Source organism: Burkholderia lata, assembly GCF_000012945.1.
GTDB lineage: Bacteria > Pseudomonadota > Gammaproteobacteria > Burkholderiales > Burkholderiaceae > Burkholderia > Burkholderia lata.
This window is the reverse complement of sequence record NC_007510.1, coordinates 705,708-723,685: the sequence shown is the minus strand read 5'-3', so window position 1 is coordinate 723,685 and position 17,978 is coordinate 705,708. Positions and strand designations below refer to the sequence as shown.

General features: G+C 67.8%; 13 protein-coding genes. 8 read left to right on the top strand and 5 right to left on the bottom strand.

Features of this window, described 5'->3' with window-relative positions:
* Nucleotides 1-127 precede the first annotated feature (127 nt).
* From BCEP18194_RS09205 to proC, 6 genes are all read left to right on the top strand, one after another.
* Complete coding sequence (locus BCEP18194_RS09205) at nt 128-1,537, top strand: FAD-binding oxidoreductase (protein WP_011351008.1); 1,410 nt, start codon at nt 128-130, stop codon at nt 1,535-1,537.
* A 41-nt stretch (nt 1,538-1,578) separates the two neighbouring features.
* Nucleotides 1,579-3,072: an FAD-linked oxidase C-terminal domain-containing protein gene (locus BCEP18194_RS09200; RefSeq protein ID WP_011351007.1), complete on the top strand. Its 1,494-nt coding sequence runs from the start codon at nt 1,579-1,581 to the stop codon at nt 3,070-3,072.
* Nucleotides 3,073-3,257: 185 nt separating this feature from the next.
* The gene (glcE, locus tag BCEP18194_RS09195; protein WP_011351006.1) at nt 3,258-4,346 is read left to right on the top strand and encodes a glycolate oxidase subunit GlcE; all 1,089 of its coding nucleotides are present in this window, start codon (nt 3,258-3,260) and stop codon (nt 4,344-4,346) included.
* A gap of 7 nt (nt 4,347-4,353) precedes the next feature.
* Complete coding sequence (glcF, locus tag BCEP18194_RS09190) at nt 4,354-5,580, top strand: glycolate oxidase subunit GlcF (protein WP_011351005.1); 1,227 nt, start codon at nt 4,354-4,356, stop codon at nt 5,578-5,580.
* A gap of 131 nt (nt 5,581-5,711) precedes the next feature.
* A complete protein-coding gene (locus BCEP18194_RS09185) occupies nt 5,712-6,410 on the top strand; it encodes a YggS family pyridoxal phosphate-dependent enzyme (RefSeq protein ID WP_041492743.1) in 699 nt (232 codons plus the stop codon).
* 51 nt (nt 6,411-6,461) lie between these two features.
* Complete coding sequence (gene proC / locus BCEP18194_RS09180; protein ID WP_011351003.1) at nt 6,462-7,274, top strand: pyrroline-5-carboxylate reductase; 813 nt, start codon at nt 6,462-6,464, stop codon at nt 7,272-7,274.
* 147 nt (nt 7,275-7,421) lie between these two features.
* On the opposite strand, the gene ubiA is transcribed toward proC, so the two are convergent.
* The 5 genes from ubiA to recG all read right to left on the bottom strand — a co-directional run bounded on the left by ubiA (nt 7,422) and on the right by recG (nt 15,236).
* Nucleotides 7,422-8,285 carry a 4-hydroxybenzoate octaprenyltransferase gene (gene ubiA / locus BCEP18194_RS09175; RefSeq protein WP_011351002.1) on the bottom strand — a complete coding sequence of 288 codons (864 nt, stop codon included), beginning with the start codon at nt 8,283-8,285 and terminating at the stop codon, nt 7,422-7,424.
* 459 nt (nt 8,286-8,744) lie between these two features.
* A complete protein-coding gene (locus BCEP18194_RS41610) occupies nt 8,745-8,885 on the bottom strand; it encodes a hypothetical protein (RefSeq protein WP_167316015.1) in 141 nt (46 codons plus the stop codon).
* A gap of 102 nt (nt 8,886-8,987) precedes the next feature.
* Nucleotides 8,988-11,174, bottom strand: a complete 2,187-nt coding sequence (gene katG, locus BCEP18194_RS09170) for a catalase/peroxidase HPI (RefSeq protein WP_011351001.1) — start codon at nt 11,172-11,174, stop codon at nt 8,988-8,990.
* Nucleotides 11,175-11,817: 643 nt separating this feature from the next.
* Nucleotides 11,818-12,777 carry a hydrogen peroxide-inducible genes activator gene (locus tag BCEP18194_RS09165; RefSeq protein ID WP_011351000.1) on the bottom strand — a complete coding sequence of 320 codons (960 nt, stop codon included), beginning with the start codon at nt 12,775-12,777 and terminating at the stop codon, nt 11,818-11,820.
* Nucleotides 12,778-12,902: 125 nt separating this feature from the next.
* A complete protein-coding gene (gene recG, locus BCEP18194_RS09160) occupies nt 12,903-15,236 on the bottom strand; it encodes an ATP-dependent DNA helicase RecG (protein ID WP_011350999.1) in 2,334 nt (777 codons plus the stop codon).
* A 167-nt stretch (nt 15,237-15,403) separates the two neighbouring features.
* On the opposite strand from recG, the gene queA reads away from it, so the two are divergent.
* Both queA and tgt read left to right on the top strand, forming a co-directional pair.
* On the top strand, nt 15,404-16,471 hold the full coding sequence (gene queA / locus BCEP18194_RS09155) for a tRNA preQ1(34) S-adenosylmethionine ribosyltransferase-isomerase QueA (protein WP_011350998.1): 1,068 nt from the start codon (nt 15,404-15,406) through the stop codon (nt 16,469-16,471).
* Between the two features lie 161 nt (nt 16,472-16,632).
* On the top strand, nt 16,633-17,820 hold the full coding sequence (gene tgt / locus BCEP18194_RS09150) for a tRNA guanosine(34) transglycosylase Tgt (protein ID WP_011350997.1): 1,188 nt from the start codon (nt 16,633-16,635) through the stop codon (nt 17,818-17,820).
* Nucleotides 17,821-17,978: the final 158 nt, after the last annotated feature.

Sequence of the window (17,978 nt, the reverse complement as noted above, 5' to 3'; positions counted from 1 at the left end):
GACCGCGATTATCGCAGCCCGCGGAGGCGGGCGCAGCGGGCGTTACAGCGTAGAATGGGCCGAAACCCTGCAGCACGGGAGCCGGGCCGGCGCCAACGCGCTCACCGGGATCGACAAGGAGACGTACGTGAATCACCCTGCCCAGCCGGCCGCCACGCGCCGCCCCCTTCCCCCCGCCATGCTCGATGCGCTGCGCGCCGCCTTCGGCGAGCGCGTGTCGACTGCTGAAGCCGTCCGCGCCCACCACGGCCGCGACGAATCGCCGTTCGACCCGCAACTGCCCGACGCCGTCGTGTTCGCACACAGCGCGGACGACGTGCGCGAAGTCGTGTCGCTATGCTCGCTGTACAGCGTCCCGCTGATCCCGTACGGCGCCGGCTCGTCGCTCGAAGGCCATCTGCTCGCGGTACGCGGCGGTGTCTCGCTCGACCTGTCGGAAATGAACCGCGTGCTGTCGATCAACGCGGAAGACCTGACCGTGACGGTCGAGCCGGGCATCACGCGCAAGGCGCTCAACGAAGCATTGCGCGACACCGGCCTGTTCTTCCCGATCGACCCGGGCGCCGACGCGAGCATCGGCGGGATGACCGCAACGCGCGCATCGGGCACCAACGCCGTGCGCTACGGCACGATGCGCGAGAACGTGCTCGGCCTGACCGCCGTGCTCGCCGACGGCCGCGTGGTGAAAACCGGCTCGCGCGCCCGCAAGTCGTCGGCCGGCTACGACCTCACGCGCCTGTTCGTCGGCTCCGAAGGCACGCTCGGCGTGATCACGGAAATCACGCTGCGCCTGCATCCGCTGCCCGAAGCCGTATCCGCCGCGATCTGCACGTTCCCGTCGATGGGCGACGCGGTGCGCACCGTGATCGAGACGATCCAGATCGGCGTGCCGATCGCGCGCGTCGAATTCGTCGATGCGCTCGCGGTGCGTTCGATCAACCGCCATTCGAACCTGACGCTGACCGAAGCGCCGACGCTGTTCTTCGAATTCCACGGCACCGAGGCCGGCGTGAAGGAACAGGCCGAGCTCGTGCAGGCGCTCGCCGGCCAGAACAACGGCCAGGGCTTCGAATGGGCGACCCGCCCCGAGGATCGCAGCCGGCTCTGGGCCGCCCGCCACAACGCGTATTTCGCGATGCTGCAGTTGAAACCCGGCTGCCGCGCGGTGACGACCGACGTGTGCGTGCCGATCTCGCAGCTCGCCGCGTGCGTCGAGGAAACCGAAGTCGACCTGCGCGCGTCGTCGCTGCCCTGCCCGATCGTCGGCCACGTCGGCGACGGCAACTTCCACGTCGCGATCCTGATCGACCCCGACAAGCCGGAAGAAATCGCCGAAGCCGAGCACATCAACGACCGGATCGTCGAGCGCGCGCTGCGCCTCGGCGGCACCTGCACGGGCGAGCACGGCGTCGGGCTGCACAAGATGCGCTTCCTGCCGAAGGAGCACGGCGACAACGCGATCGATACGATGCGTGCGATCAAGCTCGCGCTCGATCCGCGCAACCTGATGAATCCGGGCAAGATTTTCACGTGCTGACACGGCGGCGCGACGTCGCGCCGCCTGCTGCAGGAGACCCAATGAACGCTCCCGTCGAACTGTCGAGCGCGGCACGCGCGCAGCGCCAGCGTGAAGTCGTGCAGGCGCTGATGGCCGTGCTGCCGACGCACTGCCTGCTGTACCGCGACGAAGACACGGCGCCGTACGAATGCGACGGCCTGTCCGCGTACCGCCGCCTGCCGCTCGCGGTCGCGCTGCCCGAAACGGAATCGCAGGTACAGCGGATCGTGCAGATCTGCCGCCGCATGGAAGTGCCGATCGTGCCGCGCGGCGCGGGCACGAGCCTGTCGGGCGGTGCGTTGCCGATCGCGCTCGGCGTCGTGCTGTCGCTGGCGCGCTTCACGCGCATCGTCGAAGTCGATCCTTACGCGCGCACGGCGACCGTGCAGCCCGGCGTGCGCAACCTCGCGATCTCGGAAGCCGCCGCGCCGTACGGCCTGTATTACGCACCCGATCCGTCGTCGCAGATCGCGTGCACGATCGGCGGCAACGTCGCGGAAAATTCCGGCGGCGTCCACTGCCTGAAATACGGGCTGACCGTGCACAACGTGATGCGCGTGCGCGCGGTGACGATCGACGGCGAGATCGTCGAATTCGGCTCGCTCGCGCTCGACATGCCGGGCCTCGACCTGCTCGCCGTGATGATCGGCAGCGAAGGGATGTTCGCGATCGTCACCGAAGTCACGGTGAAACTGATCCCGAAACCGCAAACGGCCCAGCTCGTGATGGCGAGCTTCGACGACGTCGTCAAGGGCGGCGAGGCCGTCGCGGCGATCATCGCGTCGGGGATCATCCCGGCCGGGCTCGAAATGATGGACAAGCCGGCCACGCAGGCCGTCGAGGCGTTCACGCACGCGGGCTACGACCTCGAGGCGAAGGCGATCCTGCTGTGCGAATCGGACGGTACGCCGGAAGAAGTCGCGGAAGAGATCGTGCGGATGACGGCCGTGCTGCGCGAGCATGGCGCGACACGCATCCAGGTATCGCGCAACGAACACGAGCGGCTTCGCTTCTGGTCGGGCCGCAAGAATGCGTTCCCGGCCGCCGGCCGGATTTCCGCCGACTACTACTGCATGGACGGCACCGTGCCGCGCCGCGCGATCGGCCCGCTGCTCGCGCGCATCGAACAGCTCGAAACGCGCTACGGGCTGCGCTGCATCAACGTGTTCCACGCGGGCGACGGCAACATGCATCCGCTGATCCTGTACAACGCGAACGATCCGGACGAACTGCACCGCGCCGAGCAGTTCGGCGCGGAGATCCTCGAATGCTGCGTGGAATTCGGCGGCAGCGTGACGGGCGAGCACGGCGTCGGCATCGAGAAGCTCAATTCGATGTGCGTACAGTTCTCGCCGCAGGAGCGCGATGCGTTCTTCGCGGTCAAGCGCGCGTTCGATCCGGCGGGGCTGCTGAACCCGGACAAGGGCATCCCGACCCGTGCGCGCTGCGCCGAGTACGGTCGCCAGCACGTGCGCGGCGGGCTGCTGCCGCACCCCGACCTGCCGCGTTTCTGAGCGTCGCGCGCGGTACGCGGCCCGTGCCGGCAGCCGGGTCGCGGTGGACGGCCGCGCCCGAGTGGCCCGTTCGCGCGAAGGCTCAGGCATGCGGCCTGCAATACCGGGCTTAGGGATAGTCGCGATGTGGAATCGCGCCACCCCGGTACAATCGACCGAACAACAAGTCGAGGCAGCAACAGAACATGGAAGAGGACGACATCGTCGCCGGATGGGCCGAGCGCATTCGCGCCGCCAGTGCCGACGGCCGGCCGCTGCGGATTCGCGGCGGCGGCACCAAGGACTGGTACGGCCAGGCGCTCGAGGGCGAAATACTCGACACACGCGCGTTTCAGGGCGTCGTGTCGTACGACCCGGCCGAACTCGTCGTCACGGTCCGCGCGGGCACGCCGCTCGCGCAGCTTGAAACCGTCCTCGCCGAGTGCGGCCAGATGCTGCCGTTCGAGCCGCCGCACTTCGGCCGCTCGGCCACCGTCGGCGGCTGCGTCGCGGCCGGCCTCGCGGGCCCGCGGCGTGCCACCTGCGGCGCACCGCGCGATTTCGTGCTCGGCGTCACACTGATGAACGGCCGCGGCGAAATGCTGCGTTTCGGCGGGCAGGTCGTGAAGAACGTCGCGGGATACGACGTGTCGCGCCTGATGGCCGGCGCGCTCGGCACGCTCGGGCTGATGCTCGACCTGTCGATCAAGGTCCTGCCGATGCCCGTCGCCGAAGTCACGCTGAAGTTCGAGATGACCGCGACCGACGCGGTGCGCAAGCTCAACGAATGGGGCGGCCATCCGCTGCCCGTCAGCGCGAGCGGGTGGCGCAACGGCACGCTCGTGCTGCGCCTGTCGGGTGCCGAAGCGGCCGTGAAATCCGCGAAGACGCTGCTCGGCGGCGAAGTCGTCGACGCGGTCGAGGCCGAGCGCTTCTGGGCAGGCCTGCGCGAGCATACCGACCCGTTCTTCAACGGCATCCCGCCCGGCTATGCGCTTTGGCGTCTCGCGCTGCCGTCGATCACCGAACCGATGCACCTGCCCGGCACCCAGCTGATGGAATGGGGTGGCGCGCAGCGCTGGTGGATCACCGACGCCGACGCGCAGACCGTGCGAATGAGCGCGAAGCAGGCCGGCGGCCACGCGACGCTGTTCCGCTCGGGCGACGCATACGACCGCAGCGCGGGCGTGTTCACGCCGCTCCCCGCCCCGATGATGAAAATCCACCGCGGGCTGAAGGCCGCGTTCGATCCCGCGCGCATCTTCAACCGCGGCCGGCTCTACCCCGATCTCTGAGGGCTCGATGCAAACGAACCTCGCCGATTTCATCCGCAATACGCCCGACGGCGACGAGGCCGACGCGATATTGCGCAAGTGCGTGCATTGCGGGTTTTGTACCGCGACCTGCCCGACCTACCAGTTGCTCGGCGACGAACTCGACGGCCCGCGCGGCCGTATCTACCTGATCAAGCAGATGGTCGAAGGCGCGCCCGTCACGCGCAGCACGCAGCAGCACCTCGACCGCTGCCTCACGTGCCGCAGCTGCGAGACGACCTGCCCGTCCGGCGTCCAGTACGGCCGGCTCGTGGAGATCGGCCGCAAGCATGTCGAGGCGCAGGTGCAGCGCCCGGTGCAGCAGCGTCTCGTGCGCCGCCTGCTCGCGAGCCTCGTGCCGAACGAGGCGCTGTTCTCGCCGGTGATGCGGCTCGGCCAGCACGTGCGGCCGCTGCTGCCGAAGCGGCTGCGCGACAAGGTGCCGCCGCGCACGCGGCTGCTCGAATGGCCGCACCTCACCCATACGCGCAAGATGTTGATGCTCGGCGGCTGCGTGCAGCCTTCGATGCTGCCGAACATCAACATCGCGACCGCGCGCGTGCTGGACGCGCTCGGCATCGAGACGGTCGTCTCGCCCGACGCGGGCTGCTGCGGCGCGATCCGCCTGCACCTGAACTATCACGACGAAGCGCTCGACGACGCGCGCCGCAACATCGACGCATGGTGGCCCCATGTCGAACAGGGCGTCGAGGCGATCGTGATGAACGCGTCGGGCTGTGGCGCCACGGTGCTCGAATACGCGCACCTGCTGCGCGACGACCCGGCCTACGCGGAGAAGGCGCAGCGCATCGTGTCGCTCACGCGCGACATCTCCGACGTGCTGCTCGCGTTCGAGGCCGAACTCGCGACGCTCGCGCGGCGCCGTGCGATCCATACGGTCGCGTACCACCCGCCGTGCACGCTGCAACACGGCCAGCAGTCGCGCGGCAAGGTCGAACGCCTGCTGGAGACGCTCGGCATCGACGTGCGGCTGCCGGCCGACAGCCATCTGTGCTGCGGGTCGGCCGGCACCTATTCGCTGACGCAGCCGTCGCTGTCGTACCGGTTGCGCAAGCAGAAGCTGCTGAAGCTGCAGGCGCTCGAACCGCAGATGATCGTCTCCGGCAACGTCGGCTGCATCGCGCACCTGCAGAGCGGCACGCAGATTCCGGTCGCCCACTGGATCCAGCTCGTCGAGCATCTGCTGTACGGCTAGGGCCGGTTCATGCGAATGACGGATGGGCGCCGGGCCTCGCGCGCGGCGTCCGTATAATGGGCGGATCGATGCGTCGCGTGCCGCGGCGCATCCACACCATGCCTGCTTCCGTGCCTGCTTCCGTGCCCGTCATGTCCGATCTCGCCGCCCGTCTCGAATCCGTTCATCAGCGCATCGCCGACGCCGCCCGTGCGGCCGGCCGCGATCCCGCCACCGTGTCGCTGCTCGCCGTGTCCAAAACGTTTCCCGCCGACGACGTGCGCGCCGCGCATGCGGCCGGGCAGCGTGCCTTCGGCGAAAACTACGTGCAGGAATCGATCGACAAGATCGATGCGCTCGCCGACCTGCGCGCGGACCTCGAATGGCATTTCATCGGGCCGCTGCAATCGAACAAGACGCGCCCGGTTGCCGAACGCTTCGACTGGGTCCATTCGGTCGACCGGCTGAAGATCGCGCAACGCCTGTCGGAACAGCGCCCCGCGCACCTGCCGCCGCTCAATGTGTGCGTGCAGGTGAACATCAGCGGCGAGGCGTCGAAGAGCGGCGTTGCACCGGGCGACGTGGCCGAGGTTGCGCGCGCGGTCGCCGCGCTGCCGTCGCTGCGGCTGCGCGGCCTGATGGCGATTCCCGAACCGGCCGGCGACACCGAAGCGCAACGCGCACCGCATCGTGCGCTGCGCGCGCTGTTCGACACGTTGCGCGCCGACGGCCTGCCGCTCGACACATTGTCGATGGGCATGTCCGCCGATCTCGACGCGGCGGTGCTCGAAGGCGCGACGATCGTGCGCGTCGGCACCGCGATCTTCGGCGCGCGCGATTACTCGCACTAAACGCCGCCTCCCTTACGCCCTACCGTTCACTCACTCGCTCATTCGGACATCATGAAAATCGCATTCATCGGCGGCGGCAACATGGCCGCGGCCCTGATCGGCGGCCTGATCAAGCGCGGCGTTGCCGCTGACGGCCTGTATGCCATCGACGTCAACGAAGAGGTGCGCGCGCGCGCCGCCCAGCAGTTCGGCGTGCACACCGGCGCGGCCATCGACGCGACGCTCGCCGACTACGACGCGGTCGTGCTCGCGGTGAAGCCGCAGGTGCTGAAGGACGTCGCGCAGGCGCTCGCGCCGCACCTGAAGTCGCAGCTCGTGATCAGCATCGCGGCCGGCATTCGCGGCACGGACCTCGCGCGCTGGCTCGGCGGCTACGACCGCATCGTGCGCACGATGCCGAACACGCCCGCGCTCGTCGGCATGGGCGTGACGGGCCTCACCGCGCTGCCGGGCGTCGACGCGGCGGGCCGCGAACTCGCATCGAACGTGCTCGGCGCGGTCGGCGAGATCGTGTGGTTCGACGACGAGTCGAAGCTCGACGCCGTCACCGCGATCTCGGGCAGCGGCCCCGCGTACGTGTTCTATTTCATCGAAGCGCTGCAGGAAGCCGCGCGCCAGCTCGGCATGAACGACGAACAGGGGCGCGCACTCGCGGTCGCGACGTTCACGGGCGCCGCACAACTCGCCGCGCAATCGGGCGAGCCCGCGAGCGTGCTGCGCGAACGCGTGACGTCGAAGGGCGGCACGACGGCCGCCGCGCTCGCGTCGTTCGACGCGCAAGGCGTGAAGGATGCGATCGTGCGCGGCGCGCTTGCAGCCGAGGCACGCGCGAAGGAAATGGGCGACGAGCTCGGCCGCGCGTAAGCGCGCCGGGGCGGTGCCGGCCCGGTGCGCTCTGCGCCGCACGGGCCGCCCCCTTTGCCTTGCTCAACCAACAAAAAAAGCGGCCCAGGCCGCTTTTTTTGTTGCCGCGATCCGCACGACATGACGCCGGCGGACAGATCGGGACGCTCAGCTCCCAGCCAGCAGGTAATGCGCGGCAATCCCCGCGAACAGCACGCCGCCGAGCCAGTTGTTGTGCCGGAATGCCGCGAAACACGGCATCCGCTCGCGGTCCTTGATCAGTGTGTAGTGATACAGCGCGCAGCCGACCGCCGCCGCCCAGCCGGCCCAGTACGCGAGGCCGAAACCGAGCGTCACGCCGATCCATACGTAGATGCCGAGCGTCACCGCGTAGCACAGCATGACGGCCGCGACGTCGAAGCGGCCGAACGTCAGCGCGGACGTACGGATGCCGATCTTGATATCGTCGTCGCGATCGACCATCGCGTATTCGGTGTCGTACGCGACCGACCAGAAAATGTTCGCGATCAGCATCACCCACGCGATCGTCGGCACCGTGTCCTGCACGGCCGCGAACGCCATCGGGATGCCGAAGCCGAACGCGATGCCCAGATACGCCTGCGGAATCGCGAAGAAGCGCTTCATGAACGGATACGATCCCGCGACGAACAGTGCGACGACGGACAGCTGCTTCGTCAGCGTGTTGAGCGGCAGGATCAGCAGGAACGAGACGAATGCGAGCCCGACCGCGATCGCGATGGCTTCCCACGCGCGGATCTTGCCCGACGTCAGCGGCCGGTCGGCTGTGCGCTTCACGTGGCGGTCGAAATCGCGGTCGGCGTAGTCGTTCATCGCGCAGCCGGCCGAACGCATCAGCAGCGTGCCGAGCGAGAAGATCACGAGCAGCGGCCAGCGCGGGTGGCCGTCGGACGCAATCCACAGCGCGTTGAGCGTCGGCCACAGCAGCAGCAGGCTGCCGATCGGCTTGTCCATCCGGACGAGCCGCAGATACAGGGGAAAGCGGGCAAGCATGGCGAAGCACCGGGAAGATAACCCCGGCATTTTAGAGCCGAGCGGTGCTTCGCGTCATGTCGGCGCGGCTCGCGGGCGGTAGCAGCCGAACGCCGGCGCGCTGCCAGCGCTCGCCGCACCTGGCCGAGCCGCGAATCGCACCAATCAAGGGACAGAGCCGACACACGCGCGGATCCGTCTGGCGGATCGGCCTGGGTGCGGCCCGATGCGTGCGGATCAATCAGGGCCGGAGTCGGCATGCGCAGGCGTCAGCCGGCCTTCCGCGATCTTCTTGCGGGCCTTGTCGCTGATGCCGATATTGATCCGGGCCGCGTGAGTCTTCCCGGACATATTCCGGACTCCTTATTCAATGAGCCAGAGCAATGAAAGCGAATCGGACTACCTGCCTACAGATACCACAGTTACCGCACCACCCGCACGCACGGCTCGCCACGATACGTGGCGCGTGAAACGCCGCGCTCAGGCAGCCGCGATCGCGTGCACCGCCTGCGACGCCAGTTCGGCCGCACCGCCGATGACGATCGCGAATCCGACTGCGTACCGCGCGATCTCGGCCGGCGACGCCAGTACGGCGCGCATGTTCAGCATCATTTGCGTCATGATCGTCACTCCTTCAACGAAACTCAGGGTCTGGAAGAAACGGCCGGTCGGGCGACCGGCCGTTTCCCGTTACTGCCTCACTGCCCTACTGCACGGCGATGCTTACGCGAGGTCGAAGCGGTCGAGGTTCATTACCTTGTTCCAGGCCGCGACGAAGTCGTGCGCGAACTTCTCCTTCGCATCGGCGCTGCCATACACCTCGGCCAGCGCACGCAGCTGCGCATGCGAGCCGAAGATCAGGTCGACGCGCGAGCCCGTCCACTTGACCTGGCCCGTCGCACGATCGCGCCCTTCGAACACGTCGTTCGCGGCCGACACCGGCTTCCATTCCGTGCCCATGTCCAGCAGGTTCACGAAGAAGTCGTTCGTCAGCGCTTCCGGACGGTCGGTGAACACGCCCTGCTTCGCATCGCCGGCGTTCGCACCCAGCACGCGCAGGCCACCGACAAGCGCCGTCATCTCGGGCGCGGTCAGCGTCAGCAGTTGCGCCTTGTCGACCAGCAGCGCCTCGGCCGGCGTCTGGTACGCGTGCTTCAGGAAGTTGCGGAAACCATCCGCGACCGGCTCGAGCACGGCCATCGCTTCGATATCGGTCTCTTCCTGCGTTGCATCCGCACGGCCCGGTGCGAACGGCACAGTCACCGCGACGCCCGCGTTCTTCGCTGCCTGCTCGACGCCGGCCGCACCGGCCAGCACGATCAGGTCGGCGAGCGACACCTTCTTGCCGCCCGTCTGCGCGTCGTTGAACGCCTTTTGCACGCCTTCGAGCGTCGCAAGCACCTTCGCCAGTTCAGCCGGACGGTTCACTTCCCAGTCCTTCTGCGGCGCCAGGCGGATACGCGCACCGTTCGCGCCACCGCGCTTGTCCGAACCGCGGAACGTCGCAGCCGACGCCCATGCGGTCGACACGAGCTGCGACACCGACAGGCCCGATGCGAGCACCTTCGCCTTCAGCGCCGCGACGTCGGCATCGTCGATCAGCTTGTGGTCGACGGCCGGAATCGGGTCCTGCCACAGCAGATGCTCTGCCGGTACGTCCGGGCCGAGATAGCGGGCACGCGGGCCCATGTCGCGGTGCGTGAGCTTGAACCAGGCGCGTGCGAACGCATCGGCGAACTCGGCCGGGTTCTCGTAGAAGCGGCGCGAAATCTTCTCGTAGGCCGGATCGAAACGCAGCGACAGGTCGGTCGTCAGCATCGTCGGGCGATGCTTCTTCGACGCGTCGAATGCATCCGGAATCACGTCGCCAGCGTCCTTCGCGACCCACTGGTGCGCGCCGGCCGGGCTCTTCGTGAGCTCCCATTCGTAGCTGAACAGGTGCTTGAAGAAGTCGTTGCTCCACTGCGTCGGCGTCGACGTCCACGTGACTTCGAGGCCGCTCGTGATGGCATCCTTGCCCTTGCCCGTGCCGAACGTGCTCTTCCAGCCGAGCCCCTGCTCTTCGAGACCCGCGGCTTCCGGCTCGGCGCCGACGTTCGAGGCCGGACCGGCGCCGTGCGTCTTGCCGAACGTGTGGCCGCCCGCGATCAGCGCGACCGTCTCTTCGTCGTTCATCGCCATGCGCGCGAACGTCTCGCGGATGTCATGCGCGGCAGCAACCGGGTCGGGGGTGCCGTCCGGGCCTTCCGGGTTCACGTAGATGAGGCCCATCTGCACCGCGGCGAGCGGGCTTTCGAGGTCGCGCTTGCCCGAGTAGCGGCTGTTCGGGCCACCGCTCAGTTCCAGCCAGATCTTTTCCGAGCCCCAGTACACGTCGTCCGGTTCCCACGTATCGACGCGGCCGCCGGCATAGCCGAAGGTCTTGAAGCCCATCGATTCGAGCGCGACGTTGCCGGTCAGGATCAGCAGGTCGGCCCACGAGATGTTGCGGCCGTATTTCTGCTTGATCGGCCACAGCAGCCGGCGCGCCTTGTCGAGGCTCACGTTGTCCGGCCAGCTGTTGAGCGGCGCGAAGCGCTGCTGCCCGCCGCCCGCGCCGCCGCGGCCGTCGGCCGTGCGGTACGTGCCGGCGCTGTGCCAGGCCATGCGGACGAACAGGCCGCCGTAGTGGCCGAAGTCGGCCGGCCACCAGTCCTGCGACGCCGTCATCAGCGCGTGCAGGTCCTTCTTCACCGCCGCAAGGTCCAGCTTCTTGAACGCTTCGGCGTAGTCGAAATCCTTGTCCATCGGATCGGACAGCGCCGAATGCCGGTGCAGGATGTTCAGGTTAAGCTGATTCGGCCACCAGTCCTTGTTCGTCGTGCCGCCACCAGCGGTGTGGTTGAACGGGCACTTCGTTTCGTTCGACATGCGATTTCTCCTTGGCTTGCTCGTATGACTCCACTCGTTCGCTCCGGCGGCATGCCGGGTGCGGTGGGTGGAGTGTCATTGCGGGGATGGGAAACGGAACAGGTTGGTCCTCCTGTCGTACTACGGGATGTCGTGCGAGACCTGTGGCGCGCGCGCCCGCTGCGATGTGCCGCAGGCGGGGCGCTCGGGGAACCGGCTGCCGGCAGGCGTCGTGCCGGCGCTGCGGGCGGTATTCCAGCTTTCAGACATGCGATGCTCCCTCATGGCTTGACGGCAGGTGAATCGGGGGAACACTGAACCGGCGCGCGGCGGCGTTCAGCCACCATACACACGGTCCGCCAGGTACGCGAACGCAATCGGACGCAGGCTGCGAACCGCCGCCCTGGCGCGATGTACGACCGCGTCGCGCGACGGGATGTTCCGCTGCGCGTGCTGCAATACCGACCGCATCATGACATCCTCCTTTGGCGCTTGCATTCGACATGCGGACCCGTCGTCGACACGACGCCGATCCATGTAGAAGATTCTATATTCAGCTATCGTTTATTTAAATTTGATTAATTTCATCTATGCGATAGAGAAAAATAAACGGGGTCGCAAGACCCCGTTCATCGTGCTGCCACACGCGCATGCTGCTGCGTGCTCAGTTCATCGTCGCCGGCATGTCGAGCTTCGCGACGCCCGGCAGTTCGCACGCGGCAATCGCGTCGCTGATCGCGTCGATCGCGGGCATCCGCGTGAAGCTCTTGCGCCACACGAGCACCACGCGGCGGTCGGGCACCGGCTCGTTGAACGGCACGTACGACAGGAGTTCGGCGTCGGGGCCGTTCGCGCGCGGGCCGACCTCGGCGACCGACATGCGCGGCAGCACGGTGATGCCGACGCCGCTTGCAACCATGTGGCGGATCGTCTCGAGCGACGAGCCCTCGAAGGTCTTCTGGATGCCGTCGGCGGTCTGCGAGAAGCGCATCAGCTCCGGGCACACGCCGAGCACGTGATCGCGGAAGCAGTGGCCGTTGCCGAGCAGCAGCATGGTTTCCTGCTTGAGATCCTCGGCGTCGATTTCCTCGCGCTTCTCCCACGGATGGCCGGCAGGCAGCGCGACGACGAACGGTTCGTCGTACAGCGGGCGCACCATCAGGCCGGTTTCCGGAAACGGCAGCGCCATGATCGCGGCGTCGATCTCGCCCTGCTTCAGCAGTTCGAGCAGCTTCAGCGTGTAGTTTTCCTGCAGCATCAGCGGCATCTGCGGGACGCGCTGGATCATCTGCTTGACGAGCGTCGGCAGCAGATAGGGCCCGATCGTGTAGATCACGCCAAGGCGGAACGGGCCGACCAGCGGATCCTTGCCCTGCTTCGCGATCTCCTTGATCGCGAAGGTCTGCTCGAGCACGCGCTGCGCCTGCGTGACGATCTGGTCACCGATCGGCGTCACGCTCACTTCACTCGCGCCGCGCTCGAAAATCTGCACGTTGAGCTCGTCTTCGAGCTTCTTGATCGCCACCGACAGCGTCGGCTGGCTCACGAAGCATGCTTCGGCCGCGCGGCCGAAATGCCGTTCGCGCGCGACCGCGACGATGTATTTCAATTCAGTCAGCGTCATTGTGGGTCAATCAGAGATATACAAGCGATAGGTTTAATTTATACACCCTGTGACACCGGTTCGCCAAGTTTCTCTGCATCGGAATGCTTCAAACGGCGGTTTTAAATCCGGCCCCGACCCGCGGATCAGGCCTTCAGATACTGCTCCCGCGCGCCGAGCCAGCGCGCGAGATGCTGCGTGACGATCTCGGGATACGCGGCAATCAGCCGCGTCGCGGCGTCGCGGGCCGGATCGATCAGCCAGCCGTCAGTCTCGAGGTTCGCGAAGCGCAGCATCGCCGCGCCCGACTGGCGGGCGCCGAGGAATTCGCCGGGGCCGCGGATCTCGAGATCGCGCCGTGCGATCTCGAAGCCGTCGGTCGTCTCGCGCATCGTCTTCAGCCGCTCGCGGCCCGTGAGCGACAGCGGCCCCGTGTACAGCAGCACGCACACCGACGCCGCGGTGCCGCGCCCGACCCGGCCGCGCAACTGGTGCAGCTGTGCGAGGCCGAAACGCTCCGCGTGCTCGATCACCATCAGCGACGCGTTCGGCACGTCGACGCCGACCTCGATCACCGTCGTCGCGACGAGCAGCTGCACGTCGTTGCGCGTGAACGCTTCCATCACGGCCGCCTTGTCGGCCGGCGACAGCCGGCCGTGCACCAGCCCGACCTTCAGCTCCGGGAGCGCGGTGGCCAGCGTCTCGTAGGTTTCGACGGCCGTCTGCAACTGCAGCGTCTCGCTCTCCTCGATCAGCGGGCACACCCAGTACACCTGGCGCCCGGTCAGCGCGGCCTCGCGCACGCGGGCGATCACCTCCTCGCGCCGCGCATCGCCGACGAGGCGTGTCAGCACGGGCGTGCGGCCCGGCGGCAGCTCGTCGATCGTCGAGACTTCGAGATCGGCGTAATACGTCATCGCGAGCGTGCGCGGAATCGGCGTGGCCGACATCATCAACTGGTGCGGCTGGAAGTCGCGCGCGCCGTTGGCCGCATTCGCGGCCTTCGCACGCAGCGCGAGGCGCTGCTCGACGCCGAAGCGGTGCTGCTCGTCGACGATCACGAGGCCGAGCCGCGCGAATTCAACCGTGTCCTGGATGATCGCGTGCGTGCCGATCACGAGCTGCGCGGTGCCGAGCGCGGCCGCCTCGATCGCCGCGCGCTTCTCCTTCGCCTTCAGGCTGCCCGCGAGCCACGCGACCGTGACGCCGAGCGGCTCGAGCCACGCGCGCAGCTTGCGCGCGTGCTGTTCCGCGAGGATTTCGGTGGGCGCCATCAGCGCGGCCTGGTAGCCGGCGTCGATCGCCTGCGTGGCGGCCAGTGCCGCGACGACGGTCTTGCCGCTGCCGACATCACCCTGCAGCAGGCGCTGCATCGGGTGCGCGAGCGTGAGGTCATTTGCGATTTCGTCGACGACCCGTGCCTGCGCGCCCGTCAGCGTGAACGGCAGCGCGCCATAGAGCCGCGTCGTCAGTGAATCGGCATCGGTCGCGGTGCGGCGCGGCATCGCAGGCGCCGCGCGTGTGCGGCGCTCCTCGTGCGCGCGCTTGAGCGACAGCTGCTGCGCGAGCAATTCCTCGAACTTGATGCGCGTCCACGCCGGATGCGAGCCGTCCATCAGCGCAGCTTCGTCGGAATCGACACGCGGGTGGTGCAGGATGCGCACTGCCTGCTCGAGCGTCGGCACGTCGAGCGGCTTCAGGTAGTCACGCTGGATCTCGGGCGGCAGCAGCTCGGGCAGTGGCGTGCGCTCGACCGCGTTCTCGATCGCCTTGCGCAGATAGGCCTGCGACACGCCGGCCGTGCTCGGATAGACGGGCGTGAGCACCTGCGGCAGCGGCGCATCGGCTTCGACGACGCGCACCGCCGGATGCACCATCTCCATCCCGAAGAAGCCGCCGCGCACGTCGCCGCGCACGCGCAGGCGCTGGCCGACAGCCATCTGCTTGACCTGCGAGCCGTAGAAATTCAGGAAGCGCAGCACGAGGTGCTCGCCGTCGTCGTCCTGGATCTTCACGACCAGCTGGCGGCGCGGCCGGTACGCGACCTCGTTGTCGAACACGACGCCTTCGGCTTGCGCGATGCCGCCCGGCAGCAGCTCGCCGATCGGCGTGAGCGTGGTTTCGTCCTCGTAGCGCATCGGCAGATGCAGCACGAGATCGATCGAGCGCGTGAGGCCGAGCTTCGCGAGCTTGTCGACGGTCTTCACCGGTTTGTCGGCAGCCGGCTTCTTCTTGCGCTTCGCACCGGCCGCACCTGCTGCGTCGCTCGCGACGTCATCGGCATCGGCATCGGGCGCTGCAGCGGCCGGCTGCGCGAGCCTGCCGTCGGCGCCACGCTTCGGGCCGGCGCGGCGCGGTGCGGCACGCTCCGCGGAACCACGCTCCCCCGCGCTTTGCGCGGGTAGCGCGACATCCTCCGCGTCGAACGGATCGGCGGAATCGGCAACGGCAGCGGGGGAACGGCGTGGTGACACAGGCATCGGATCGTCTGGGTGCTTCGCAAGGCAAGTACAATAGCGGCTTTCACGTCGTCCGAACGAACGACGCCGGCCAGGCCGCGCATCCCGTCATCATAGCGGCTCGCGCGCCCCATTTACGCGTTTCCGCCCTGCCGGCGACGCCCGCCGGCCGCTTCGAACCAGCCCGCATGTTCACGCTTTCCGATTTCGATTTCAATCTGCCGCCCGAGCTGATTGCCCAAACCGCGCTGCCCGATCGCACCGCGAGCCGCCTGCTCGAGGTCGACGGCACCGTCGCGCCCGCACGCCTGGTCGACCGCCATTTCACCGAGCTGCCGTCGTGCATCTCGGCCGGCGACCTGCTCGTCTTCAACGATACCAAGGTGCTGAAGGCGCGCTTCTTCGGCCAGAAGGCCAGCGGCGGCAAGATCGAGGTGCTGATCGAGCGCGTGACCGGCACGCACACGGCGCTCGCGCAGATCCGCGCGAGCAAGTCGCCGGGCGCCGGCACGACGCTGCGGCTCGCCGATGCGTTCGACGTGACGGTCGGCGAGCGCGTCGACCCGTTCTTCACGCTGAACTTCCCCGAGCCGTGCCTCGACCTGATCGAGCAGTACGGCCGCCTGCCGCTGCCGCCCTATATCGAGCACGATCCGGACGCGACCGACGAGACGCGCTACCAGACCGTCTACGCGAGCAATCCGGGCGCGGTCGCCGCGCCGACCGCCGGGCTGCACTTCGACCAGCCGATGCTCGACCGGCTCGACGCGATGGGCGTCGAGCGCGCGACGCTGACGCTGCACGTCGGCGCCGGCACGTTCCAGCCGGTGCGCGTCGACAACATCGCCGAGCACAAGATGCACAGCGAGTGGTACGACCTGCCGCAGTCGCTCGTCGACAAGATCGCCGCGACCCGCGCACGCGGCGGCAACGTGATCGCGGTCGGCACGACGTCGATGCGCGCGCTCGAAGCCGCGGCGCGCGCGGCCGATGAAGCGGGTCGCCCGCTCGCGGCCACGCAGGCCGAGACCGACATCTTCATCACGCCCGGCTATCGTTTCCGCGTGGTCGACCGGCTCGTCACGAACTTCCACCTGCCGAAGTCGACGCTGCTGATGCTGGTGTCCGCGTTCGCGGGCGTCGAGACGATCCGCGCCGCGTACCGCCACGCGATCGAGCAGCGCTACCGCTTCTTCAGCTACGGCGATGCGATGCTGCTGACGCGGCGCGACACGCCGGAGGCGCCGCTCGCGTAAGCGCGGCATGCGCGACGGCCCGCGCACCGCGCGGCCACCGTGCCCCGTTTTCCCGCTGCGCGCGCTACGATGGCGCGCACCCGATTTTTCCCCGCCGCCGGCTTCCGGCGACGTTTCCAACCTGCGCCGGACTGTTTTCCGGTAGCGAGGAGAATGACGCGATGACCGAAGGTTCATCCCACGATACGCACGCCCCCGTGCAGGACCGCCCGGCGAACGGGCTCGAATTCGAACTGCTGACGACCGATGGCCATGCGCGCCGCGGCCGCGTGAAGCTCAATCACGGCGTGGTCGAGACGCCGATCTTCATGCCGGTCGGCACGTACGGCACCGTGAAGGCGATCCAGCCGCGCGAGCTGCACGAGATCAAGGCCCAGATCATCCTCGGCAACACGTTCCACCTGTGGCTGCGCCCGGGCCTCGACACGATCGACGCGCACGGCGGCCTGCATGCGTTCATGGGCTGGAACAAGCCGATCCTGACCGACTCGGGCGGCTTCCAGGTGTTCTCGCTCGGCGACCTGCGCAAGATCACCGAGGACGGCGTCACGTTCGCGTCGCCGATCAACGGCGACAAGCTGTTCCTGTCGCCGGAAGTGTCGATGCAGATCCAGAAGGTGCTGAACTCCGACGTCGTGATGCAGTTCGACGAGTGCACGCCGTACGCGACCAACGGCGTGCCGACCACGCACAAGGAAGCGGCCGACTCGATGCGCATGTCGCTGCGCTGGGCGAAGCGCTCGCTCGACGAGTTCAACCGGCTCGGCAACCCGAACGCGCTGTTCGGGATCGTCCAGGGCGGGATGTTCGAGGACCTGCGCGACGAATCGCTCGCGGGCCTCGCGGAACTCGGCTTCCACGGCCTCGCGATCGGCGGGCTGTCGGTCGGCGAGCCGAAGGAAGACATGATGCGCGTGCTGCGCCACGTGGGCCCGAAGCTGCCGGCCAACAAGCCGCACTACCTGATGGGCGTCGGCACGCCGGAGGACCTGGTCGAAGGCGTCGCCAACGGCGTCGACATGTTCGACTGCGTGATGCCGACCCGCAACGCGCGCAACGGCTGGCTGTTCACGCGCTTCGGCGACGTGAAGATCCGCAACGCGACGCACAAGAACTCGCTGAAACCGCTCGACGCGAGCTGCACGTGCTACACGTGCCAGAACTTCTCGCGCGGCTACCTGCATCACCTGCACCGCGTCGGCGAGATCCTCGGCGCGCAGCTCAACACGATCCACAACCTGCACTACTACCTGCAGCTGATGAGCGAGATCCGCGAAGCGATCGAGACCCACACGTTCGACGCGTTCCGCCAGCGCTTCGCGGAGGATCGCGCCAGAGGCGTCGACTGACGGGCCGGCAGGCGCACGGGCGGCCCGATGGGCGGCCCGTCACATGGGACGTGTACTAAATAAAGCGTCCCGACTGTCGAACCCGACTGCCAAATATTACAATTACCTTTCCAAACAAGTCGCAACGGTACCGGTTCGCGCTTTAACAGCTTGATCCG

Bases quoted from the DNA above. Each gene is read 5' to 3' on its own strand.
- BCEP18194_RS09200 (WP_011351007.1), top strand. From the start codon at position 1,579: ATGAACGCTCCCGTCGAACTGTCGAGCGCGGCACGCGCGCAGCGCCAG.
- glcE (WP_011351006.1), top strand. From the start codon at position 3,258: ATGGAAGAGGACGACATCGTCGCCGGATGGGCCGAGCGCATTCGCGCC.
- glcF (WP_011351005.1), top strand. From the start codon at position 4,354: ATGCAAACGAACCTCGCCGATTTCATCCGCAATACGCCCGACGGCGAC.
- BCEP18194_RS09185 (WP_041492743.1), top strand. From the start codon at position 5,712: ATGTCCGATCTCGCCGCCCGTCTCGAATCCGTTCATCAGCGCATCGCC.
- proC (WP_011351003.1), top strand. From the start codon at position 6,462: ATGAAAATCGCATTCATCGGCGGCGGCAACATGGCCGCGGCCCTGATC.
- ubiA (WP_011351002.1), bottom strand. From the start codon at position 8,285: ATGCTTGCCCGCTTTCCCCTGTATCTGCGGCTCGTCCGGATGGACAAG.
- BCEP18194_RS41610 (WP_167316015.1), bottom strand. From the start codon at position 8,885: ATGACGCAAATGATGCTGAACATGCGCGCCGTACTGGCGTCGCCGGCC.
- katG (WP_011351001.1), bottom strand. From the start codon at position 11,174: ATGTCGAACGAAACGAAGTGCCCGTTCAACCACACCGCTGGTGGCGGC.
- BCEP18194_RS09165 (WP_011351000.1), bottom strand. From the start codon at position 12,777: ATGACGCTGACTGAATTGAAATACATCGTCGCGGTCGCGCGCGAACGG.
- recG (WP_011350999.1), bottom strand. From the start codon at position 15,236: ATGCCTGTGTCACCACGCCGTTCCCCCGCTGCCGTTGCCGATTCCGCC.
- queA (WP_011350998.1), top strand. From the start codon at position 15,404: ATGTTCACGCTTTCCGATTTCGATTTCAATCTGCCGCCCGAGCTGATT.
- tgt (WP_011350997.1), top strand. From the start codon at position 16,633: ATGACCGAAGGTTCATCCCACGATACGCACGCCCCCGTGCAGGACCGC.